The organism is Anaerostipes caccae L1-92 (assembly GCF_014467075.1).
GTDB lineage: Bacteria > Bacillota > Clostridia > Lachnospirales > Lachnospiraceae > Anaerostipes > Anaerostipes caccae.
Map to the genome: position 1 here is coordinate 1,853,725 of NZ_AP023027.1, position 22,521 is coordinate 1,876,245.

Annotated in this window: 18 protein-coding genes, 1 tRNA gene and 1 other annotated feature; of the genes, 10 read left to right on the plus strand and 9 right to left on the minus strand. The window is 41.7% G+C overall.

Annotation, left to right across the window (positions count from 1 at the left end; all coding sequences use genetic code 11):
* The first annotated feature begins 8 nt into the window (after positions 1-8).
* Positions 9-1,025, plus strand: coding sequence for an alpha-hydroxy-acid oxidizing protein (locus tag ANCC_RS09115; RefSeq protein WP_006566942.1), 1,017 nt, complete (start codon positions 9-11; stop codon positions 1,023-1,025).
* Between the two features lie 280 nt (positions 1,026-1,305).
* On the opposite strand, the gene ANCC_RS09120 is transcribed toward ANCC_RS09115, so the two are convergent.
* Positions 1,306-2,778, minus strand: coding sequence for a GntR family transcriptional regulator (locus tag ANCC_RS09120; RefSeq protein ID WP_039946564.1), 1,473 nt, complete (start codon positions 2,776-2,778; stop codon positions 1,306-1,308).
* Between the two features lie 177 nt (positions 2,779-2,955).
* Here ANCC_RS09120 and ANCC_RS09125 point away from each other — a divergent pair, with 177 nt between their 5' ends.
* On the plus strand, positions 2,956-5,391 hold the full coding sequence (locus tag ANCC_RS09125; protein WP_006566939.1) for a PAS domain-containing hybrid sensor histidine kinase/response regulator: 2,436 nt from the start codon (positions 2,956-2,958) through the stop codon (positions 5,389-5,391).
* Between the two features lie 4 nt (positions 5,392-5,395).
* Here ANCC_RS09125 and ANCC_RS09130 read toward each other — a convergent pair whose 3' ends face one another.
* Positions 5,396-6,451, minus strand: a complete 1,056-nt coding sequence (locus tag ANCC_RS09130) for a tyrosine-type recombinase/integrase (protein WP_006566938.1) — start codon at positions 6,449-6,451, stop codon at positions 5,396-5,398.
* Positions 6,452-6,575: 124 nt separating this feature from the next.
* Between ANCC_RS09130 and ANCC_RS09135 the strand changes: the two genes are divergently transcribed.
* From ANCC_RS09135 to thrS, 7 genes are all read left to right on the plus strand, one after another.
* Complete coding sequence (locus ANCC_RS09135) at positions 6,576-7,136, plus strand: CDP-alcohol phosphatidyltransferase family protein (protein WP_006566937.1); 561 nt, start codon at positions 6,576-6,578, stop codon at positions 7,134-7,136.
* Positions 7,137-7,281: 145 nt separating this feature from the next.
* Positions 7,282-9,138, plus strand: coding sequence for an ATP-dependent nuclease (locus ANCC_RS09140; RefSeq protein WP_006566936.1), 1,857 nt, complete (start codon positions 7,282-7,284; stop codon positions 9,136-9,138).
* 12 nt (positions 9,139-9,150) lie between these two features.
* Complete coding sequence (locus ANCC_RS09145; protein ID WP_006566935.1) at positions 9,151-9,510, plus strand: YccF domain-containing protein; 360 nt, start codon at positions 9,151-9,153, stop codon at positions 9,508-9,510.
* 15 nt (positions 9,511-9,525) lie between these two features.
* Positions 9,526-11,238, plus strand: coding sequence for a B12-binding domain-containing radical SAM protein (locus ANCC_RS09150; protein WP_006566934.1), 1,713 nt, complete (start codon positions 9,526-9,528; stop codon positions 11,236-11,238).
* A 17-nt stretch (positions 11,239-11,255) separates the two neighbouring features.
* Positions 11,256-12,038 carry a hypothetical protein gene (locus ANCC_RS17615; RefSeq protein ID WP_233458306.1) on the plus strand — a complete coding sequence of 261 codons (783 nt, stop codon included), beginning with the start codon at positions 11,256-11,258 and terminating at the stop codon, positions 12,036-12,038.
* Positions 11,983-13,068, plus strand: coding sequence for a DUF975 family protein (locus ANCC_RS09155; RefSeq protein WP_233458314.1), 1,086 nt, complete (start codon positions 11,983-11,985; stop codon positions 13,066-13,068). The genes ANCC_RS17615 and ANCC_RS09155 overlap by 56 nt, the downstream gene beginning before the upstream one ends.
* Positions 13,069-13,113: 45 nt before the next feature.
* Positions 13,114-13,318, plus strand: a binding site (T-box leader).
* 46 nt (positions 13,319-13,364) lie between these two features.
* Positions 13,365-15,299 carry a threonine--tRNA ligase gene (gene thrS / locus ANCC_RS09160; protein ID WP_006566930.1) on the plus strand — a complete coding sequence of 645 codons (1,935 nt, stop codon included), beginning with the start codon at positions 13,365-13,367 and terminating at the stop codon, positions 15,297-15,299.
* 76 nt (positions 15,300-15,375) lie between these two features.
* On the opposite strand, the gene ANCC_RS09165 is transcribed toward thrS, so the two are convergent.
* Together ANCC_RS09165 and ANCC_RS09170 are read right to left on the minus strand one after the other, a co-directional pair.
* The gene (locus ANCC_RS09165; RefSeq protein ID WP_233458305.1) at positions 15,376-15,915 is read right to left on the minus strand and encodes a DUF1989 domain-containing protein; all 540 of its coding nucleotides are present in this window, start codon (positions 15,913-15,915) and stop codon (positions 15,376-15,378) included.
* Between the two features lie 161 nt (positions 15,916-16,076).
* A tRNA-Pro gene (locus ANCC_RS09170) sits at positions 16,077-16,151 on the minus strand.
* A gap of 155 nt (positions 16,152-16,306) precedes the next feature.
* Here ANCC_RS09170 and ANCC_RS09175 point away from each other — a divergent pair.
* Positions 16,307-16,705, plus strand: coding sequence for a GNAT family N-acetyltransferase (locus tag ANCC_RS09175; RefSeq protein WP_233441570.1), 399 nt, complete (start codon positions 16,307-16,309; stop codon positions 16,703-16,705).
* 212 nt (positions 16,706-16,917) lie between these two features.
* Here ANCC_RS09175 and ANCC_RS09180 read toward each other — a convergent pair whose 3' ends face one another.
* The 5 genes from ANCC_RS09180 to ANCC_RS09200 form a co-directional block, all read right to left on the minus strand.
* Complete coding sequence (locus ANCC_RS09180; protein ID WP_006566927.1) at positions 16,918-17,652, minus strand: tRNA lysidine(34) synthetase; 735 nt, start codon at positions 17,650-17,652, stop codon at positions 16,918-16,920.
* A 668-nt stretch (positions 17,653-18,320) separates the two neighbouring features.
* Positions 18,321-18,797: a hypothetical protein gene (locus ANCC_RS09185; protein WP_006566924.1), complete on the minus strand. Its 477-nt coding sequence runs from the start codon at positions 18,795-18,797 to the stop codon at positions 18,321-18,323.
* Between the two features lie 601 nt (positions 18,798-19,398).
* Entirely contained in the window at positions 19,399-20,487 is a 1,089-nt protein-coding gene (locus tag ANCC_RS09190; protein WP_006566921.1) for a hypothetical protein, read from the minus strand.
* Between the two features lie 105 nt (positions 20,488-20,592).
* Positions 20,593-21,294, minus strand: a complete 702-nt coding sequence (locus tag ANCC_RS09195; RefSeq protein ID WP_006566920.1) for a metallophosphoesterase family protein — start codon at positions 21,292-21,294, stop codon at positions 20,593-20,595.
* A 222-nt stretch (positions 21,295-21,516) separates the two neighbouring features.
* Positions 21,517-22,374: a MerR family transcriptional regulator gene (locus tag ANCC_RS09200; protein WP_006566919.1), complete on the minus strand. Its 858-nt coding sequence runs from the start codon at positions 22,372-22,374 to the stop codon at positions 21,517-21,519.
* Positions 22,375-22,521: the final 147 nt, after the last annotated feature.

Consider the following 22,521-nt stretch of genomic DNA (forward strand, 5'->3'; position numbering starts at 1 on the left):
AGGATCATATGAAATATGAAGAAATTTTGAAGACGGCCAGAAACTGTATGGGACCATACTGCAAGGCCTGTTCAGTATGCAATGGCAGGGCCTGCAGAAATCAGATACCGGGGCCCGGAGCAAAAGGAAGCGGTGATACAGCCATCCGCAATTATCAAAAATGGCAGGAAATTCGTGTCAACATGGATACCCTGTGCGAAAACCTGCCCGCTGATACCAGCCTTGAACTGTTCGGAAAAACTTTTCGCTATCCGTTCTTTGCAGGTCCGGCAGGGGCTGTGAATCTCCATTACAGCGAAAAATACACTGATGTCACATACAATGAAGTATTGGTCTCTTCCTGTGCCGATGCGGGAATTGCAGCTTTTACCGGTGACGGAACCAATCCGGAAGTGATGTGCGCCGCAACAGAAGCAATCAGGAAAACCGGCGGACTGGGTGTCCCTACCGTCAAGCCGTGGAATCTTCAGACGATCCGGGAAAAGTTCGCACAGGTACACAGCTGCGGTGCTTTTGCTGTGGCTATGGATGTGGATGCGGCAGGCCTTCCTTTTCTTAAAAATATGACGCCGCCTGCCGGACGAAAGTCAGAGCAAGAATTAGCTGAAATCATGAAAGAGACCAATCTTCCTTTCATCGTCAAAGGTGTGATGACTGTGAGAGGTGCCTTAAAAGCGAAAGAGGCAGGTGCCAAAGCCATCGTAGTCTCCAATCACGGGGGACGTGTGCTGGATCAGTGTCCTTCTACCGCAGAAGTACTGAAAGAGATTTCGGATGCAGTAGACGGATCCATGAAAATTCTGGTAGACGGCGGAATCCGTTCCGGCGCTGACGTGTTTAAAGCCCTGGCCCTGGGAGCAGACGGTGTTCTCATATGCCGGCCGTTCGTGACTGCCGTATATGGAGGGGGTTCTGAAGGTGTCAGGACCTACATAGATAAAATAGGAAGTGAATTGGAAGACACTATGGTGATGTGCGGTGCAGATTCTTTGAAAAAGATCACAAGGGAAATGATTCGCTTCTAAAAACAGTTGACAGCCTGGTCAATATATCATGACATTTTCCACATGATTTCCGTTCGGCTCTTAGAATGCCTCACTCCAATCATATGGAAAATGGACGTAATGTCTGTTGGAGAAAGGTCTCTGTCAAAAAAAGGTGCCACTTTTCGAAAGTTATTTACCCCTATTGAAGGAGGGCATTTCAAAAGCGCGACGGAAATAGTGGTGAATGACTCATCTTTTCTGACCCAAGTATAGTGTGATTGACTGTACTTGGGCCTTTTGGTTTGCACTGAAGCGAAGATTACCCTTCGTTTGCAGAAAGAAGAAAGCTGATCGATGATGACAGCCTCAGTTCATTCTGCTGAAAGCCATGTCTGATCAGATACTTTTCAGCAAATATAAACTGCTTAGAGACAAATTGCTTTATAAGGGCAGCACACTGGTCAATATCGTCTGTCTCCAGTGCTTGTATCAGTTCTTCCGTAAACATCCTGTACATCCGCTTGTTATCCGGTTCCGTCTCATGGGATGGTTTCAAAGAATAGCCCCACAGAAACAGTCCATAAATGTTTCCATAGATCTCTCTGATTCCCTGAAGAGGACTGCCCACCGCAACTGTCAGCAGAAGTCGCCAGAGAGAAATTTCACAGCAGCCCAATGCCAAATATTTTCTCAGCTGTTCCTTCAGCTGTTTTTTTTCTTCCGGGCTTATTGCCGAGAAAGTGATATGCAGAGCTTCCTCACAGGAGTACATAATAATTTCAAATGCCTGAAAGAAGAAAGCCATGTTGCGCCGGATCGGAGCAATGGAAAGATCCGGCATCCCATCGCCTTCCCTGATCCTGCAAATACGGGTACCCTTCCCGTTTACCGGCTGAACAGCACCCAGATGATGAAGCACATATACGGTCCTGCGCATGGTGCTGACCGATACATTGTACTTGACTGACATCTTTTCGTAGGATGGGAGATATTCAGCTTCGCTGTATTCACCCATACACATCTCATGAAGAAGACGCACTGAGAGACTGTAGCAGATCTGAGGATGCTCTCTGTAGATCCTCCACTTAAATGGAATCTGTTCTGAATCAGGCGCAGGAGAAATATGTTTTTGTACATATCTCTTTACCTCCTCAAAAGTCTGTTTTTGGAAGGTGAAAAGTACCTTATATGTTTCAGTCCAGTTCCGCTCCGCCGCATATCCCGCCACGGCTTTCAAATAATCTCTGATTGTCTGATCACTGTATAGGCTGATGCCGGCATTTTTCTGAGCCAGCAGAAATCCTTCAAACATTGCTGTCTCCCAAAAAAGGTTCATGATCAGCGGATTATCTAACTTCTGGAGAACAAAACAATAGAAATGCAGTAAATTGTCGGTTGTTGGCTGTTCAGACAACTGAAAGATACCGGAAATCTCGTCGTCGTTCATCCGGCACAGACCCTCCATTATTAATGGAATATAAATGAGTAATCCCGTTTCATTGAGATCAGCAAATGCTTTATACCGTTTTGAATAATAGTCCGTAATAAAGTCTGAAAGATCTTCTCCGGTCTGGCGGAAAATCACGGTTGTAGGTCTGCCGTTATGCATTGAAATATAACCTTCTGAACGCAGACGCCTGAGAGCAGATTTAACAGTCTGTGAGGATACACTGAACTCATCGCACAGCGTATCAATGGACGGCAGTGTATCCCCGCACTCGTAATATTGAAACCGAATCCGGAGAAAAAAATATTCATAGATTAAATTAGAAAAGTGTTGTTTATTATGCAATGATCGGCCACCTCCACAGATGTCATTTTAGCATTTTATCATATTACTTTCCATAGATGAGTTGAGTTTTTTCATTTTTGCGGTATAATATAAAAGAAGTGGTTATGAACAAGGTTAGAGTTCTTTCACGTTTAGCAGAAACTACATGAGAGAACATAGTTTCGGAGGAATGCAGATATGGAAGAACATGAAAAAGAATGCACTGTGCCGGACAATTATGAAATGTCTGCCGGTTATGAATATGATACGTTAATGCGTCTGCTGGGCGTCAGTGTAAGTAAGCATCTGCTGGATGACCGCTTTACTCTGATCTGGGCAAATGATTTTTATTATGAACTGATCGGATGGCCTAAAGATGAGTATGAAGCGGCATTCCACAACCGTCCCGATCTGTATTACCAATACCATGACAGCCAAAAAGAATGGGAAGAACTTTCTGAAACCGTGTTAAATGCAGTCAGTTCCGGACAAAACGGATATCATATGGTTTCCCGGATCAGGCGGAAAGACGGAAATTATGTCTGGGTGCAATTTTCGGCTCAGTTTTCTGATGAGTATATTAATGGACATCAGGTAGCATATTCAGTTCTCACAAATATTGATGATTTAATCAGAGCACAAAAGGAACAATCCGTTACCTATGAAAATATTCCGGGATTTGTGGCAAAGTACCGGATTGATCAGGAATTTAATTTCCAGGCGCTGGAGGGAAACGACCGCTTCATGGAGTATTTCGGAAATGATGCGGTGGGCAGCGGCAGCAGCCTGAGTCAGAGGAATATACACAGCAATATGGATACACTGCTTGAGCAAAAAGACAGGATACTGGAGGGAAAACCGCTGCATTTTCTGATGAATGTAAAAAGCCTTAAAGAACAAACCTTATGGCTTCAAGTGAATGCTTCATGCATAGAATGGCAGGACGGATGTCCCGTTTATCTGGCAGTTTTTACTGATATTACGGACGTAACGGAACTTCGGGAGATTCAGAGAAAACTGACGGAACAGGCCGCGGCATTAAAAGATGCCCTGACCGTTGCCGAACAGGCCAACAAGGCAAAAACGGAATTTCTATCTAGAATGAGCCACGAAATCCGCACTCCCATGAATGCGATTATTGGTATGACAACCATCGCAGCAGCATACATAGATGATCGTCAGCGTGTCTCAGACTGCCTTGAAAAGATCGGCTACTCCTCCAAACATCTGATGACGCTGATCAATGATATATTGGATATGTCTAAAATTTCAGAAGGAAAAATGAAGATTGCTCATGAACCGTTTCAGCTTGAAACTGTGGTGGAGTCTGTATCTTCCATTGTATATCCCCAGGCTTCTGACAAAGGTCTTGTCTTTACAGTACCGCTGGCAGATCTGACGGATACATCCTTGGTAGGAGATTCCCTTCGGCTGAACCAGATTCTTTTAAATCTTTTATCCAATGCACTGAAGTTTACTCCTGAGGGCGGAAGTATCCGGATGGAAATCCGGCAGATCAAAAAAAATTCCGATACTGTCTGCCTGCGTTTTACTGTCAGTGATACCGGCATCGGAATGGCTGATGAATTTATATCAAACTTATTTCATCCTTTTGAGCAGGAAGACGCTTCAACGAGTCAGAAGTACGGAGGCACCGGACTTGGCATGTCCATCACCAAAAATCTCGTAACACTGATGGGCGGAACAATCTCTGTCAAAAGCAAGCCCGGAAAAGGAACAACATTCACAGTGGAACTTGAGTTTGATAAGCCGGCAGACCAGAGATCCGTAATTCCAAAAAAACAGCATATGATAGAATCGCTGAAGGTACTCATAGCAGATGATGACCGGGACAGCTGCATCCATACATCTCTATTGCTGAAAAATATGGGGATTATATCAGACTGGGTGCTGAGCGGAAACGACTGTGTGAGAAAGGTTCAGGATGCACACAACAGAGAGCAGGACTACGACGTCTGTCTGATCGATTGGAAATTGCCGGATATCAACGGTATAGAGGTGACAAAACGTGTGAGAAATATCGCAGGCCCTGATACAACAATCATCATTATAACTGCGTATGACTGGATGTCCATTGAAGAAAGTGCGCTTAATACAGGAGCAGACTCTTTTCTGGCAAAACCTGTTTTTGCGTCTTCCTTATATAATTCTCTTCTCTCTGTAACGGGCATCGGGAAAACGGTGCGCACGCCGGGTGAAATGACACAGCACCCTGAATTAGCCGGATGCCGGGTCCTGCTTGCAGAGGATAATGAACTCAACCGTGAGATTGCAGTAGAACTCCTTCGTATGGCAGGTATCACGGCAGACTGTGCAAAAAACGGGGAAGAAGCAGTAAAAAAATTCTTAGAAAACGGGGAAGCCTATGACCTTATCCTGATGGATGTACAGATGCCGGTCATGGATGGCTATCAGGCCACAGAGATCATACGGAATTCCGGCCAAAAGCACGGAAAAACCATCCCTATCATTGCTATGACTGCCAATGCATTCCGCGAGGACGTCATGAAGTCAGATGAGGCCGGTATGAACAGACACCTTGCTAAGCCCATCGATCCTGAACTTCTCTATCAGACTCTGGCAGAAGAAGCAGCAAAAAAGAGGCATTCCTGAAAATTTATTTCTCTCTGAGAGTCACTTTTTTTGCTGCCTGTCTCCGCTTTGTATCAGACATGGCAGAATAGTGTTTTCTCGTTGTATTTACATCGTTATGGCCCAGAACTTCCGCAACCAGATAAATATCATCTGTCTCCTCGTAAAGAGCAGTTCCATAAGTACTCCGCAGCTTATGCGGAGTAATTTTTTTCAGCGGAGTTACTTGTCTGGCATATTTCTTCACCAGATTCTGAACTGCCTGAACTCCGATTCGTTTTCTCTGCATGGAATAAAAGAGGGCATTCTCATGTCCTTCCCGCGGGATGATTTTGCTCCTGGAACCTTCTATGTACTGGAGCAGGGCATCGGATACCTCATCACCGAAATAGACCGTCATTTCTTTCCGGCCTTTCCGGATCAGGTGAAGACCATTATTTTTAAAATCCACGTCATTCATATCAAGGCCCACCAGTTCCGACACACGGATCCCTGTGCCTAAAAGAAGAGTAATGATGGCCAGATCCCTCTCTTTAGTTTTCTCATAATACATTCGTTTCTGTCCGGTTAAATTATCTCCGCCCTTCTCGATAAAATCCAGCAGTGAGGCGACTTCATCGGCTTCCAGCCGAATGATCTCTTTTTCATGAATCCTCGGCATATCGACGAGCAGAGTCGGATTAGTTTTTATGAGCTGACGCTTATAATAGTATGCATAAAATGTCCGCAGGGAAGACATCTTGCGGAAGATTCCCCTTTCTGTGTTCTGCATCCGTTTATCATCGGAGACATAAGTCTTTAAATATTCCATATATTCTTCCAGGTCTACAGACTCAATCCGGTCAAGATCCGCCGGTTTAAAATCTATAACAGTATAATTCTTATACACCGGATTCTCATCCATTAAAAAATGAAAAAAGACTCTTAAGTCATATGCATATGCGATCCGTGTGCGCACCTGAGTCGTCGTATCTATGGCGCGGAAAAATTCTTTTGCAAAAGGCGGCAGAGTCCGGATCAATTCTCTTAATTTCAATGTCTGCTGCATGCTCAGTTCATCATAGTAAGATTGAGGTTTCATTCTGTAAAATGGCTCCTTTCCGTATCAGCTTTCTGGAGTCCATTATATCATAAACTGTCTTCTGCCTAAAGCCTTACAAATTTATGGCAGTATGTTAAAATAAAAGCGGAAGGAGAGATACTGTATGACAATCCGTAAAAAAGAACTCTTTACAATACCAAACCTGATGGGATACTTTCGTATTCTGCTGATCCCGATTTTTATGTATATTTATTTAAATGCGCAGTCTGTGACAGATACCTGCCGTGCATTGTTCATACTTATTTTATCCGGCATCACCGACTTTTTTGACGGGATCGCAGCGAGGAAGCTTCATCAGGTGACCCAGCTGGGAAAAGCCCTGGATCCTGTTGCGGATAAACTCACGCTCGGTGCCGTGATCTTCTGCTTGATTCGAACAATTCCGGGAATCCAATACCTGTTTGCTGTATTTGCGGTAAAAGAACTGTATATGCTGGCAGGAAATCTTATCTCCATGCGATTTCATGGCAAAAAGCTTGACGGTGCCGCCTTTATCGGAAAAGCATCTACTATGATCACTTACTGGTGCCTGGCCTTTTTCCTTTTGTTCCCTCATATGCCCAGGCTCCTGCAGCTAATTCTGATGATGCTGTGCGGAGGCATGATGATCGCCGCAGGGCTTTATTATCTGCCAACATTTTACCATTTTATCAAGGGAGACTAGGAAGGATTTACCGTAAAATAAAAATGTTTCGCATTGCACTCATCACCGATATGAAAGAACTTTCAGACAGCATTGAAGAAGAAGTACTGCCAAATCCGGAAATGTGATAAAATAGTATATATCTATATGATCGGAGAAGCTTTCAATGCAGATAACCAGCCTTTATATTCATAACTTTAAATCCATCAAGACTATGCATTTGACTGATGTTGAAAATGCTCTGATTCTCGTGGGTAAAAATAATGCCGGCAAAAGTTCTGTTTTAGATGCAGTCAGAGCAGTGGGAGGACAGTATCAAATCACCGAAGACGATTTTCATCCATCCGGACAAAATATCGAGATAGGGATCACACTCTCCATTACCCGGGAAGATTTGAAAGTCCTCCATTCCGAGGGCATTGTGAGCCAATATAAGCGCTACGATGTCTGGGAAAAAAGATTTAAAGAACGGCTTCCTTCGTTTCAGGACGGGTGCCTTACGTTCTCTTTTATCGCCAACAGAAACGGCAGGATCTTATATCAGGACGGATTTCAGAAAAATAATCCCTATATTCCAAAGGTGTTTCCCAAAATTTATTATATTGACACGGAACGGGATATTTCCCAGATCCAGGAGGATCTGTTTATCAGCCAGGAAGACCGGCTGCTGACTCAGATGCGCTCCGACTGCTGCCTCTTTGACAGGAAAAAAAAGTGCACCCACTGTTTTCAGTGCATCGGCCTGATCAATCAAAAAATGCCGGAAGAATTGAATGCCTTTGAGGCTTCCAAATTATTCGAATATAAACTGTACCACCTGAACCTGGATCGTTTTGTGGAAAAGGTCAACACAAGCTTTCGCAAAAACGGCGGAGTGGGCGACGTATTTTACTATATGAATTATGATATGAATTCTCTGCTGAAGGTTCATTCTATGATTTACAGTCCCGAACATCAGGCCTCCAGAACCGTAGAGCAGCAGGGAAAAGGCATCCGCAGCATCTATATTTTGTCCCTTCTGGAGGCCTATGTGGAAGAGTCCGCGAGTATTCCATGTATCATCATGATGGAGGTTCCTGAAATCTATCTGCATCCGGAACTCCAGAAAACGGCAGGAGATCTGCTGTATAAACTTTCGGAAAAGAATCAGGTCATGTTTACCACCCATGCACCGCACCTGATCTTTAACTTTAACAGCCGGCAGATTCGGCAGATCCAGCTGGACAAAAATGCGTATTCCATTGTGCGGGATAAGACAGATATCGGCGGAATCTTAAATGACCTTGGCTATACAGCGGCAGACTTGATGGATGTGAATTTTGTTTTTATCGTGGAGGGAAAACAGGACAAAAGCCGTCTTCCTCTTTTGCTTGAACGGTATTATTCGGAAGTCTGTGATGAAGATGGCCGTTTAAAGCGGATCGCCATCATTACCACCAACAGCTGTACGAATATTAAGACTTATGCCAACTTAAAGTATATGAATCAGATATATCTGAAGAACCAGTTCCTGATGATACGGGACAGCGACGGAAAGGACCCGGATATCCTCGGAAAACAGCTCTGCAGGTACTATGATGAGCGGAGTTTCTCCGATGCGGACCCTCTGCCGAAGGTCACCAGAAAAAACGTCCTGATCCTAAAGTATTATTCCTTTGAAAACTATTTCCTGAACCCAAAGGTTATGGTAAAATTAAACCTTCTAAAGACAGAGGAAGAGTTCTATGAGATTTTGTTTGACAAATGGCAGGAATATCTTCATCGCCTGCAGAGCGGCAGGCATTTGACAGAAATACTCGGAAGAACTTTGACATCATCTGAGGATATCAGGCAGCATATGGAACAGATCAAAATTTATCTGAGGGGCCATAATCTTTTTGATATTTTTTACGGCCCCTATAAGAAAAATGAACGGGAGCTTCTGAAAAAATATATAGAATTGGCTCCGAGAGAAGACTTTCAGGATATCCTCGGTGCAATCGATGATTTTATCTACTTCAAGAGCAAAAGAACACAGGAATAGGAGGAAAAAACTATGGGCTGTTTTGGAAATATATTATGGTTTATCTGCGGAGGCTTTGTAAGCGGACTGGGCTGGTGCGCTGCCGGCTGCCTCTGGTGCATTACGATAGTGGGAATACCGGTAGGACTTCAGTGTTTTAAATTCGCTTCCCTAAGCTTCTGGCCCTTCGGAAAAGAAGTACGTTACGGCGGCGGCGCCGGTTCCATGCTTCTGAATATTATCTGGCTGATCGTCACGGGACTTCCCATGGCCGCAGGCTCTGCCCTTATGGGAGCCTTATTGTGTGTAACCATTGTAGGCATTCCTTTCGGGCTTCAGCATTTTAAGATCGCAAAACTGGCTCTGATGCCGTTTGGCTCTGAGATTTTTTAAAACACAGGAGAAATCATGAACGTTATACTTACTGCAATTAATGCAAAATACATCCACTCCAATCTGGCAGTGTACTGCCTGAGAGCTTTTGCAAAACCCTATCAGGACGAAATCACTGTCGCAGAATATACGATCAACCAGCAGACAGACGATATTTTAATGGATCTGTACAAACAAAAACCGGATCTTCTTTGTTTCTCCTGTTATATTTGGAATATCGAATATGTGGAACGAATCCTCCGCGAGATAAAAAAACTGTTCCCCTCCCTGCCCATCTGGCTGGGAGGGCCGGAAGTCTCTTATGATGCAGAACAAGTTCTCCTGACATTTCCCGAGGTTACAGGAATCATGAGGGGAGAAGGAGAAGAAACATTTTTGGAGCTGCTTGACCATTATCACGGCAAGACAGAAGATCTCTCTCAGATTCAAGGCATTACTTACCGACATCGGGATCAGATTACAGAAAATCCATGGCGGCCTGTCATGGATTTAAGCATGGTCCCCTTTGTCTACCACCATCTGGAAGATTTTCAGAATAAGATCATTTACTATGAATCCAGCCGGGGCTGTCCTTTTTCCTGCAGCTACTGCCTTTCATCCATTGACAAGTGCCTGCGTTTTAGGGATCTGTCTCTCGTAACAGAAGAACTGCAGTTTTTTCTTAACCACAGGGTTCCCCAGGTAAAATTCGTAGACAGGACGTTCAACTGTAACCACAGACATGCCGCGGCCATATGGAATTATATAAAGGATCACGACAACGGCATCACCAATTTCCACTTTGAGGTGGCCGCCGATCTTTTATCAGAGGAAGAATTAGATCTGATATCCGGCATGCGTCCCGGCCTGATCCAGCTGGAAATCGGAGTTCAGTCCACCAATCCGAAAACGATATCCGAGATCTGCAGGAAAATGGATTTTGCCAAAGTATCCGCCATTGCAGAGAGGATCAACCATGGACAAAATATCCATCAGCACCTGGACCTGATCGCGGGTCTTCCGTTTGAAGATCTCAAAAGTTTCAGGGATTCTTTTAACGACGTATACAGAGTAAGGCCGGAACAGCTGCAGCTTGGATTTTTAAAAGTGCTGAAAGGATCTTTTATGGAGCAGCAGAAGGATTCCTATGGACTTGTATATAAGAGCACTCCTCCCTATGAGGTTCTCTATACAAAATGGCTCTCTTACGAAGACGTTCTTACGCTGAAGTCTGTTGAGAGTATGGTGGAAACTTACTATAACAGCGGTCAGTTCACTTATACGATGAGACAGCTGGAACACGAATTTTCCACACCTTTTGATATGTACCAAAGTCTCGGGGAATTCTATTTACAAAACGGCTATCACAAGAGAAAGCATTCCCGTATTTCCAGATATGAAATTTTGGATGAATTTATTTCAGGACTGCCCGGCATCAAAGAAAAAAAATCTTTTTATAAGGAATACTTAACCTTTGATCTGTACTTGCGGGAAAATGTGAAAAACCGGCCCGGATTTGCCGGGGATTATTCTGTGGGGAAAGAGGAGCTGTATGATCTCTATGATGAAGTACTGTCCAAAAATCCATCTTTATCCGCGTATGCGAAAAAGAATATGCGCAAGATGGCCCACATTGAGAAATTCCGGTATGATGTTTATGGCAGCGGATGCAGGAAAGACACACTCCTTCTCTTTGATTATCAAAAAAGAAATCCTCTCAATCAACAGGCCTGTGTAATACAGCTTTGAATACAAAGGAGAAAACCATGCTTTCAAGAAAAGAAATGAAGCAGCTGGGCAGACAGTCATTAAAAAAGCATTATATCATGTTTCTTGCCGTCTGCCTGATTGCCGCATTTTTTGGGACCGAGTTCACCGGCTCTCTTAAGTTTGTCAAAACCTATTCTCCCACTTCAGAACAAGTTTCCCCATCCGGTACCGTAACAGTGCAAAAAGGGATCATCGATGTTACAGAAGACTTGTTTACAGGCGGTACAAAAAAGGCAAGAAAGAAATCAGAAAAAATAAAAAAAGAAGAAGTAAAGGCTGCCAAACACGGAAATCCGGCATTTGGCCGGAGCCGGGGTGTTTTTGCCGAGGCATTTAACGCTGTAACTTCCGGATCCATTGTTGTAACCTTAGTTTCCGGGTTAAATTCCTTCCTTGGCTCTACAGACGCTGCACTGGCAGTCCTTTTGATCCTCAGTATCCTCATCGTGTGTTTCTTCTGGGTATTTATCGTAAATACATATTCCGTCATATCCAGAAGAATCTTTCTGGAGGGGCGCATTTACAGTCAGATTCCAGCCCATCGTTTTCTTTATCTGCTAAGGGTCAGGAAGTGGGCACAGGCCGCAAAAACGATGCTTCTCATGGCTGTCTATCAGATTTTATGGGGATTAACGGTCATCGGCGGTCCGATCAAGAAATATTCTTATTATCTGGTACCCTTATATTGTTGCGGAAAACCCGGGCATCGGTTCCAGGGAGGCTATTTCCCTTTCAAGAAATATGATGAGAGGACACAAATGGCAGTGTTTTGTATTTGAACTGTCTTTTTTCGGATGGAACATCCTCGAACTTATGACCCTTGGCATCAGTGCAGTCTTATACTCCAGCCCATATAAAACTGCAGTATTTTGTGAGTATTACACACAGCTCAGAAAAGAAGCCAAAGACCGACAGATAAAACATGCAGACTTATTAAATGACCGTTATCTCTTTGAAACTGCAGGGGAAAGAGAAATCGAGCAGGCATATGGAGACGTGATCCCTGTTTTGAAACAAACCAGGAACTTCAAAGACAGCCGCACAGGAATCGGCAGATTTTTATCTGACTATTTCGGCGTAATTCTGGTCAATTCCAATGCGTATCAACAATATGAACAATATCAGTCAGAGCAGATCAGGCTCCAGGATCTTGCCGGCGCTGTTCAAAAAATTTCATATCCCGGAAGACTAAGCAATTTCCCTGAACATACAAAGCGCAGAAAGATTCAGACGCTGCATTATATGCGCAATTATACCATCTGGTCTCTGATCATGATTTATTTTATCCTGTCATTTATCGGATGGGTATGGGAGGTAAGCCTGCATTTAATCTCTGATGGTACCTTTGTAAACCGGGGCGTACTTCACGGTCCCTGGCTTCCAATCTATGGTGTAGGCAGTATTCTGATCCTTACGCTCTTACATAAAATGCGAAGCCGGCCTGTTGCTGAATTCTTTTCTGCAGTTGTGCTGTGCGGATGTGTGGAATATTTTACTTCTGTTTTTCTCGAAACCGTACATCATGGACAAAAATGGTGGGACTACAGCGGATATTTTCTGAATATCCAGGGAAGAGTCTGTGCGGAAGGACTGCTTGTTTTTGGACTTGGAGGCATAGCAATCGTCTATTTCCTTGCCCCAATCATTGATAATCAGATCCAAAAGCTGAAGCCTAAACTGCTGGTCATCCTTTGTATACTGCTGCTGGGGACTTTTTTGACAGATCAGATTTATTCCTCAAAGCATCCAAACGCAGGAAAAGGAATTACCGATTATTCCCGCACAGAAGATCATATCCAGGCAAATTGAGGATTGATTTCAAAATTCATCGGTGTTATAATATTTTAGAAATAAGAAAAAGCGCTGAAGAGAAGAGTAGTCTGTGAAAACTTTCAGAGAGGGACACATATGGTGTAAGTGTTCTAAGCCAAAGCAGATGAAGACCACCTCTGAGCGGCTGCAAACCAGCCCGGCCGGCACCGTTACCGCCATATAAGCGGCCTTCTGTATCATTCACAGAAAGGCAACCAGGGTGGAACCGCGATAACTCGTCCCATGGAATTTTTCCATGGGACTTTTTTATTTTAGTAAGAAAGGAAAAAAAGATGAAAATTACTTTAAAAGATGGTTCTGTAAAAGAATACAGCCAGAGTATGTCTGTCATTGACATTGCCAAAGACATCAGCGAAGGACTTGCAAGAGCAGCATGTGCAGGCGAAGTGAACGGAGAAGTGGTAGATTTAAGGACAATCCTCGAAGATGACTGTGAACTGAACATTCTCACCTTCGATTCAGAAGGCGGAAGACATGCTTTCCGTCATACGGCATCCCATATTTTAGCTCAGGCAGTCAAACGCCTGTATCCGGAAACGAAGCTTGCCATCGGCCCTTCCATTGACAACGGATTTTATTATGATATGGAAAAGGATACTCCTTTTACACAGGATGACCTGGAAAAAATTGAAGCGGAGATGAAGAAGATCGTAAAAGAAGGACTTCAAATCACCTGCTTTACAAAGCCGAGAGAAGAAGCCATTGCTTTTATGAAAGAGAGGAATGAGCCATATAAGGTAGAACTGATTGAAGACCTCCCAGAAGATTCAGTGATCAGTTTTTATCAGCAGGGAGAGTTCATTGACCTGTGTGCCGGACCTCATCTTATGACAACAAAACCAGTGAAAGCTTTTAAACTGACAAGCCTTGCCGGTGCTTACTGGCGCGGTAACGAAAAGAACCAGATGCTCACCAGGATCTATGGAACTGCTTTTGCAAAGAAAGCAGAGCTGAAAGATTACCTGACCATGATGGAAGAGGCCAAAAAACGTGACCACAGAAAGCTTGGAAAAGAACTGGGACTCTTTATGATGAGAGATGAAGGACCAGGGTTCCCGTTCTTCCTGCCGAATGGGATGGTTCTTAAAAATACTTTACTTGATTACTGGAGAGAGATCCATAACAAAGCCGGTTATGTTGAGATTTCAAGCCCGATCATGCTGAGCAGGCATCTGTGGGAGACATCCGGCCACTGGGATCACTATCAGGAAAATATGTATACTACTGTGATCGACGAAGAAGATTTTGCGATCAAACCGATGAACTGTCCGGGCGGCGTTTTAGTATACCAGTCAGAGCCGCGCTCTTACCGTGACCTGCCCCTTCGTATGGGTGAACTCGGTTTAGTCCACCGTCATGAAAAATCCGGACAGCTCCACGGACTGATGCGTGTCCGCTGCTTTACACAGGATGATGCCCATATCTTTATGATGCCGGAGCAGATCAAAGACGAGATCAAAGGTGTTGCAGCACTGATCGATCAGGTTTACAGCCTGTTTGGATTTAAATATCACGTAGAACTGTCAACCCGTCCGGAAGACAGCATGGGAAGTGACGAAGACTGGGAGATGGCAACAGATTCTTTGAGAAGTGCACTGGATGACCTTGGCCTTGACTATGTAGTCAACGAAGGCGACGGAGCATTCTACGGGCCGAAAATCGACTTCCATCTGGAGGATTCCATCGGAAGGACATGGCAGTGCGGAACCATTCAGTTAGACTTCCAGCTTCCGCTGAGATTCGACTTGCACTACACAGGAGCAGACGGAGAGAAGCACCGTCCGATCATGATCCATCGGGTAGCATTTGGTTCTATCGAGCGGTTTATCGGAATCCTGATCGAACATTTCGCCGGGGCCTTCCCAACCTGGCTGGCACCGGTGCAGGTAAAAGTCATTCCGATTTCTGATAAGCATTTAGATTACGGAACAAAAGTCCTCGATGCGTTAAAAGCTGCCGGCATCCGTGCAGAGATCGATACAAGAGCCGAAAAAATGGGCTACAAGATCCGTGAGGCACAGCTGCATAAGATTCCATATATGCTGGTTGTGGGCGGAAAAGAAGAAGAGAACCAGGCAGTTTCCGTGAGAAGCAGATTCAAGGGAGATGAAGGACAGATGTCCTTAGACGACTTTATTTGTGCGATACGGAAAGAAATAGAGACAAAAGAAATCCGCCAGGTGGAAAAAGAAGAAGAAGAGAAGTAAAGATGATTTATAAAGAAAGAACCGGGAGTCACTTATTCCCGGTTCTTTCTTTATCCGTATTATCAAATTTGATTCATCAGTCTTCAATAAGAATTTTAACTGGAGTACATTTTCCGTTATTGCACTCACTCTCAGATACACTGCAGGCGGCAATGCCCAGACGCATATCCATTTCAGCTCTTAGAATTATCTTGTTCCCCGCCTTTGACAGGGGCTTTCTGACCGAAATAGAACCATCCGCACTAATTTTCGTATACATAAAAATATTTACCGGATGAATGATTGGTCTTTTCTTATCCAGACTGTGATTAATATGATCTAAACAATTTGAATGTCCTTCTCCATTGTGATAAAAGAAATCATACATCTCAGGGCGGCAGCATGGGTGAAGCAGATCATGCTCGCCAACCTCATCATAAATCACTTCAAACATCGGGTGATAAAGATTTGAATAAATATGATTTCCGACCGATAGACGTAAAGATTCATTACAATCTATTGTGACTCCGGTGGATAGAAATTCCTCTGAATTTTCTTTATGTTCTGCAAAAAAATCAACGACTTGTCCGCCTTCAAGATCAATAATCGTTACTTTTTGTCCTGCCGATACATTCATACTTTTTCCGCTGCAGGCATCTATTATATACTCCATTTCTAATTTCCCCTCTCTTCATCAAAAGAAAAAATATCCAACGGAAATCACAATCAGTGATTTTATATCCGTCAGATAATCCCTTGGCCAAAGCCTGCCGGCTCTCGTTAAAAAATATTAAAAAGTCGGGGTAACAGGATTCGAACCTGCGACCTCACGGCCCCCAGCCGTGCGCTCTAACCAAACTGAGCCATACCCCGCTAGAAGTATTTTATCGGATTCTATCGAAGAGTGCAAGTATTAATTGAATTTACTCAGATTTTTTTGTATGATGGAATAACAGTATGGTGAGAGCGAAAGGGCGAGTAGAAATATGGAAATAAATTTGGTCAAAAAAAATGATATAGAGTCTTGTATGAAATTTGTCGAAATTGTCAAAACAGATTTTGCAGGCTACAAGGAGGAAGAATTCAGGAAAGCTCTAAAATACTGCATCGAAAACAAAGAAGCCCTTGCGGCAATGAATGATAAAGGAGAAATCACCTGCTTATTATTATTTTCAAGGACGGAAAAGGAATTACAATTCCTAGCCACACATCCTGACTACAGAAAGCAAGGTGCAGCAAAAAAACTTATTAAAAAAATGATCCTGGCTTTTAAACCTGGAGATCAAATTCAGGTGGTGACATTTACATCTGAAGATAAGAAAGGAATTGCGGCACGAAATTGTTATCATGCCTGCGGATTCAAAGATGATGAATTGCTCACAGTATTTGATTATCCATGCCAGAAAATGATCCTAACAGTAGAATAAAGAGCTTTTCCCCTCTATCTATAATTTAAATTAGTATTTTGCGTATAGATATAGAGATCATCATTTTACTCTCCTGATATATTTTTTACTGCAGCTGCTTCGTTCTTGTTGTGGTACAAACTCAAATTATTGTTAAAATCAAAAAGACAAGATATCTATCAAGAAATTACTCTAATAGGCATCTTGTCTTTTTGGTTGATTGTTTTTGTATTTTATCTTTTTCGTTCCTGTCTTTCAGGCCATCCTTCAAGATTTCCATGGATCATAGCCCGAAACATATGATCTTTCGATCCCGGATGGTCTTCATCCAATTTTTTTAAGGTCTCTTTTGCATACTGTCTCTTTGTATAGCCGTCCATCGGACAAGGACTCTTTTCCACCGGAAGGTTCATTTTATTCTTAAATCCGATCACATCTGCTTCATCCATGTACATCAAAGGCCGAATGACTTTAAGATCCATCCGGTCCAGGTATGTCACCGGTGAAAAACAGTGAAGCCGCCCTTCAAACAGCATGGACATCAAAAACGTCTCCACCAGATCATCTTTGTGGTGGGCATAGGCAACTTTATTGCATCCCAGTTCTTTTATCTTTTCATTCAATGCACCCTTTCTCATCTTAGCACAAAGAGAACATGGGTTTGTTTCTTTCCTGCGCTCAAAAACCACATCTGCGATCTCTGTCTTCACAACAGTATACGGCACCTTCAGTTCTTCGCACAGTTTTTCTACCTGAGTTATGTCAAAATTTCCGAATCCAAGATCTACGGTAATACCATGGATTTCAAATTTATTTGGGTAAAAAATGCGTAAATGTGCAAGGGCATAGAGCATGGTCAGACTGTCCTTGCCGCCGGAAATGCCGACTGCGATCTTGTCCCCTTCCTGTATCATCTGATAGTCGTCCACGGCCCGGCGGACATAGCTTAGTACTTGCTGTAACTTCATAATCTTCTTCCTCAGTTTCTTGATAAATTTTCGATGTTTAGTATAACATATTAAATTCCGAAGTGCTACTATTGCCGTGGCAAATAAAAAGTGTTTTTATCATTTTAATTTTCCTCCTAAAATGCCTCGTTTTGCCCTACTTTACGCACTTTTTTGCTTTTCTTTAAGTCCTACAGTTTTCTGAAATCTGTAGCAAAATTGGAAAATTACGGCAATTAAATAATATTTTCTTGTATAATCACCATATTGGGTTTCATATAAGTAATAATTTCTATTGCCAAATCTCCAAATGCACTTTTCACTGCTCTTGATATTAAAAGTTTCCTTAACTCTGCCCAATTAGCCTACCATAAAATATCCTATATCCGATTTTAATAAGCTGATTCTTTTTTCTTGAGATCACATAAAAATTTGAAATAACATTCCCACACATAACATAAAAACTGTTCATCTTCTTGCGGTAAATCTTTCCCGTTCTCATCCTTTCTCAAAACTTCACATCTATACTTCTTATCAAGTTGATGGAGCAAAAAACTATTTTCTATCATTATGAATGAGAAATGGTAGATTTGTAGTTACCCCAAAATTAAGCGCTTACCTCATTTCTTTAATATATAGTCGGGTTAAAATAGAAAAATCAAAGAAATCTAATTCTACCTAGTATTTATCTAATCACTAAATACTGTAAACGATATTGACTCTAAAGAAATCTCTTTTTTCCCATATAAATCCTTTTTCATTGCTTCGATTAGTGCCCCATATAATTTATTCTGTTCATCCTTCGTAACTTTACCAGTTGTAAAAATATTCAAAAAATCATGCAACGTTTTCTGAACCTCTTTATTTCCAATGAGATATATCGTCTGTATTCTTGATGATAAAAGTTTATTAATTTCATGTTTTTCTTTGATGTTAGCTATTTTAGCTTCTGCCATGCTTCCCAAAAATTCAATGTATTGATTCTCCTTAATTTTCCTGAGTTCTACTTTCCGTTCGCTTCTCTTGTTTAACATAATAGTTAATGCAGAACCAAATAAACCAATTATAGCCACAACAGCAGCACTCATGAATCCTATAATAGCTATAATAGTATCTGCTTGCTTATCAGACAGTATTCCAATGACATTAGAAATAAATTCTATCATTTACGTATCCTCCATCATTCATATATTTACTCTATATTGAAAGCTTCACATAATGAGCAAAACGAGGCAAAGTGAGACAAGTTGACGACGTCAATCGTAGTAGAAATCAAGGTTTTTTACTACTGTGGTTATTCTACCATATCTCATAGTGCTTGTGGAGTAATGAATCAAAAAAACGCCCAGCAGAACGCCTTAGAAAACGGCAGATGTGCAATTTATCAGATTGCATACCATTTCCGCATCGATCAGAGTTCTGCTTATAACAAAACTGCATAGAGACCTGCAGCCTTCGTGGAAGCTTCTCCTGCGAGGGCTTTCTTTATACTTGGAGAGAGGTGAAATTGGTGCCAAAAAGCAGTTAATGTAGTAACAAGGTTGAACAGACTACTGTCTGGGAAAAAGGGCAATAAAAAACCGGGAGCCAGAACCATAATCCAAACAGTCCCAATTCCCGGAAAGCTCTTGTTTTCTGTTGACAATCCACAGCCGTTACGAACCCCACACCCAAATGGTTGCCGTGGCAGATAAATAGTACTTTTATCATATTGTTACATTTCCTTATATCTATAAATATTTTTCACTATCCACTCTTCAAAATAATTTATCCTTGGATAATATCATACATATAATCTGGTAAATCCTCATAAACAATCTCAGCTTCCTGTTTCTTTTGAAATAACTCTGTTAGATCACATTTAAGTATTCTAAATCCAGTTTTTATCTTTTGCTCTTCTGTCAATAAGTTAATACGCTTTTTATATGTTTGCATATACAAGTTTATGCCAATTTCTATTCGTTTTAACCCAGCCGAAATTAATTGATTGTATATCTTCATATTAATATTAGGAATTGAATCCTTTAGTTTAATATTATACTGGGGTTTTAAATGATATATTAACATTGCTTCTGCAACATCAATTATTGCTGTGTCATCTATTTTATCCCCAACAGAATCATACTCTTGCCATTTCGAACTTCCTAAACATACTAAACTGGCAAAATTATATAACTTCGATTTTGCATGCAAAATAAAAACAATTAATTCTTTATCTCTATATTCTAAATTATAATCACTAAATATACTTGTGACTTTTTCATGTTTTCTCAGTCTATCAAAAATAGTTCTATACTCTGATCGAGGATTCGATTGTCCTATATATAATACCCTGTAATCATCATATGTTATCTTTTTTCTCTCACATATAGAGATTAAATCATATATATTGAGTCTAAAAACATTAGATATAGCTGATGGCATTCCCATCATATTTTTTAAACAAGTAAATGCATTCTCTTCAATTTCTACTTTTAATATTATTCCAAACTTCTCAACACTAGTTTTTACGTATTCTTTCGAAATGTCAATGCCTAAAAAAGTATTATAATATAACTTTATCTCTTTTTTATTGCCATCTGCCACATTTTTATAAATTACTAATATATATAGCTTTTCTTCTACTACTTCTACTATTTCTAATTTGTCGCACAGCATTAACATATATATATTAGCTTCATCATATTCACCATCATAAACTTCTTGTATGTCGTTCAAAAACATATATGGAAATATGATTTGTTTATCAAAATATATTTCCATTACTTTATAAAAATCTTCAAACATATTTTTCATCATATCAAGATTTTCTTCACTCTGATTTTCGGCTGAAGAAGTTCCTGTTGTTACGTCCATTCTATAGTCCTCCTTTAAAGATTGTTTTTAGATACTTTGCGGTATAGCATGTACCTGTATAGAGGAGAATCTCCAGAAAAAAGATGGAATGATTGGATATAGTAATTATATCCTACCGCAAAACATATCAAAGTTCTCAAACATTATCTCCACTCTATCAATCTTCTTCTCCGTATGATAATGCCCACAATACCATTTTCCATAATCCAGCCTGTCTTCAATCCTATCCAGCCACGCTTCCGTAGACTTATCCACTTTACTCTGGTCAATTCCTTCCAGGAACACCTCCACCGGCTCATATTTCAGCGGTGTGGTATGACTCAGCACAACATCTACCTTCCACCCCAGCTCTTCCAGTTTCCGCTCCACATCCTTTTTGATTTCCTCCGAAGGCTGTTCATCCGGCCACCAGCCATACCCATACATGAGCCGGACCATTTTATCCACGCTATACGCCCCGCCCATCACAATGACTTTCTTTCCATCCAGTTCAAACACTTCCCCATCTTTCGCAAACAACAAATCCGGGTATTCTTCTTCATAATACACCGTTCCGCCACGCCACATCTTTTCCTTATATGTCCCAATCGTACACGGCCTCTGCTCATGGTTCCCGTGGATAGCAAAAATCGTAATCGGCAGCGATTCCAAAAACTCCTTCTTCATCTGGTCATGCCGGCCACCATTGAAATTAATCCCTGCATCTCCAAGTATAATCAATATATCCTCACGGCTTGTCCCAAATCTTTCACAGAACCGCTCCACCCGTTCAAACCGTCCATGGGTATCCCCTGTTATGTATATCATAATCCTTCTATCCTTTCCAGGTGTCTGCCCTTTGGGAGACACCCTAATTATACCATATTATCCCTGCATTTCACCTTATAATTGGATTTTAGTATGCTATTTTTCAGATATGTCAATAAAATAGAAACACAAGAGAAATGCATCTTATGAAAGGCTAAATCTCTTGTGTTTTATTCTTTTCTATTTTCTCAACTTTTTCTTCATCACCAAGCTTTTGATAATTTAATGCTCATCACTTCTTTCATAAAAAGCCTCAATCGCCTCAGCAAAAAATTCTGCCGCCCCCTCTCCATACGTTTCATCCAATTTAGACTTTGAAGGTTCATTCCGATAGAAGCGTGCGGTGGCAAGCATACCCTCCCTCTCTTCCTTCATCTGACTAAGCTGTTTCACTACAAATCCGTACTCACCGACAATTTCTCTTACCTCAAAGGAATCCAGAGGACAACCACGTTTAGCAATCAGCTTCTGCAATATCACTTCTATTCTTTTATTAAAACTTTCTGCAATTTCTTTGCTGACAGGGTTCTTCACAACAGACAAGTATTCATCTTTACCGCCATACCACTCCACTAATTTTGCATAGCTCTTCTGCATTTTTTCTGAGGACAATACTTCAATGTAATGTTTCCTCCACTCTTCTACACCGCCAAATTCTTTAATGGCCATTTGACGCATTTCATCCGGCATATGATCCAGCATGGCTTCAAACATTTCTTCTATTTCCGGTTTACTGAAAACTGCAAAATCCATTTTATTATCTCCTTTCAAAATATCATCAATACTGGCAATCAGGCGCTCCATTCGTTCTTTCTTAGAAACCAGCATTCTCCTCTGTACCTGCAAAATTTCATTTTTCTCAAGAGCCGGATTTTCTATAACAGCTTTGATTTCCTTCAGTGGAATATCAAACTCACGGAAAAACAGGATTTGCTGTAAAGTTTCCAACGCTTTATCGTCATAAAGCCGGTATCCCGCATCACTCTTGCTCGTCGGCTTTAAAAGTCCGATCTCATCATAGTAGTGAAGCGTGCGCACGCTGATACCTGTTACTTCTGATATTTCCTTTACCGTCCTCATAGCTGTTGCCCTCCCGTTCCTGATATATCCAACTTAATCTATGACGCCCCGTGAGGGTCAATAGATAATTTCAAACTTTTCTTTGAGTATATCATATTTGTATCCAGACATCGATTTTCACACTGCTGCTGTATATGGTAAAATACA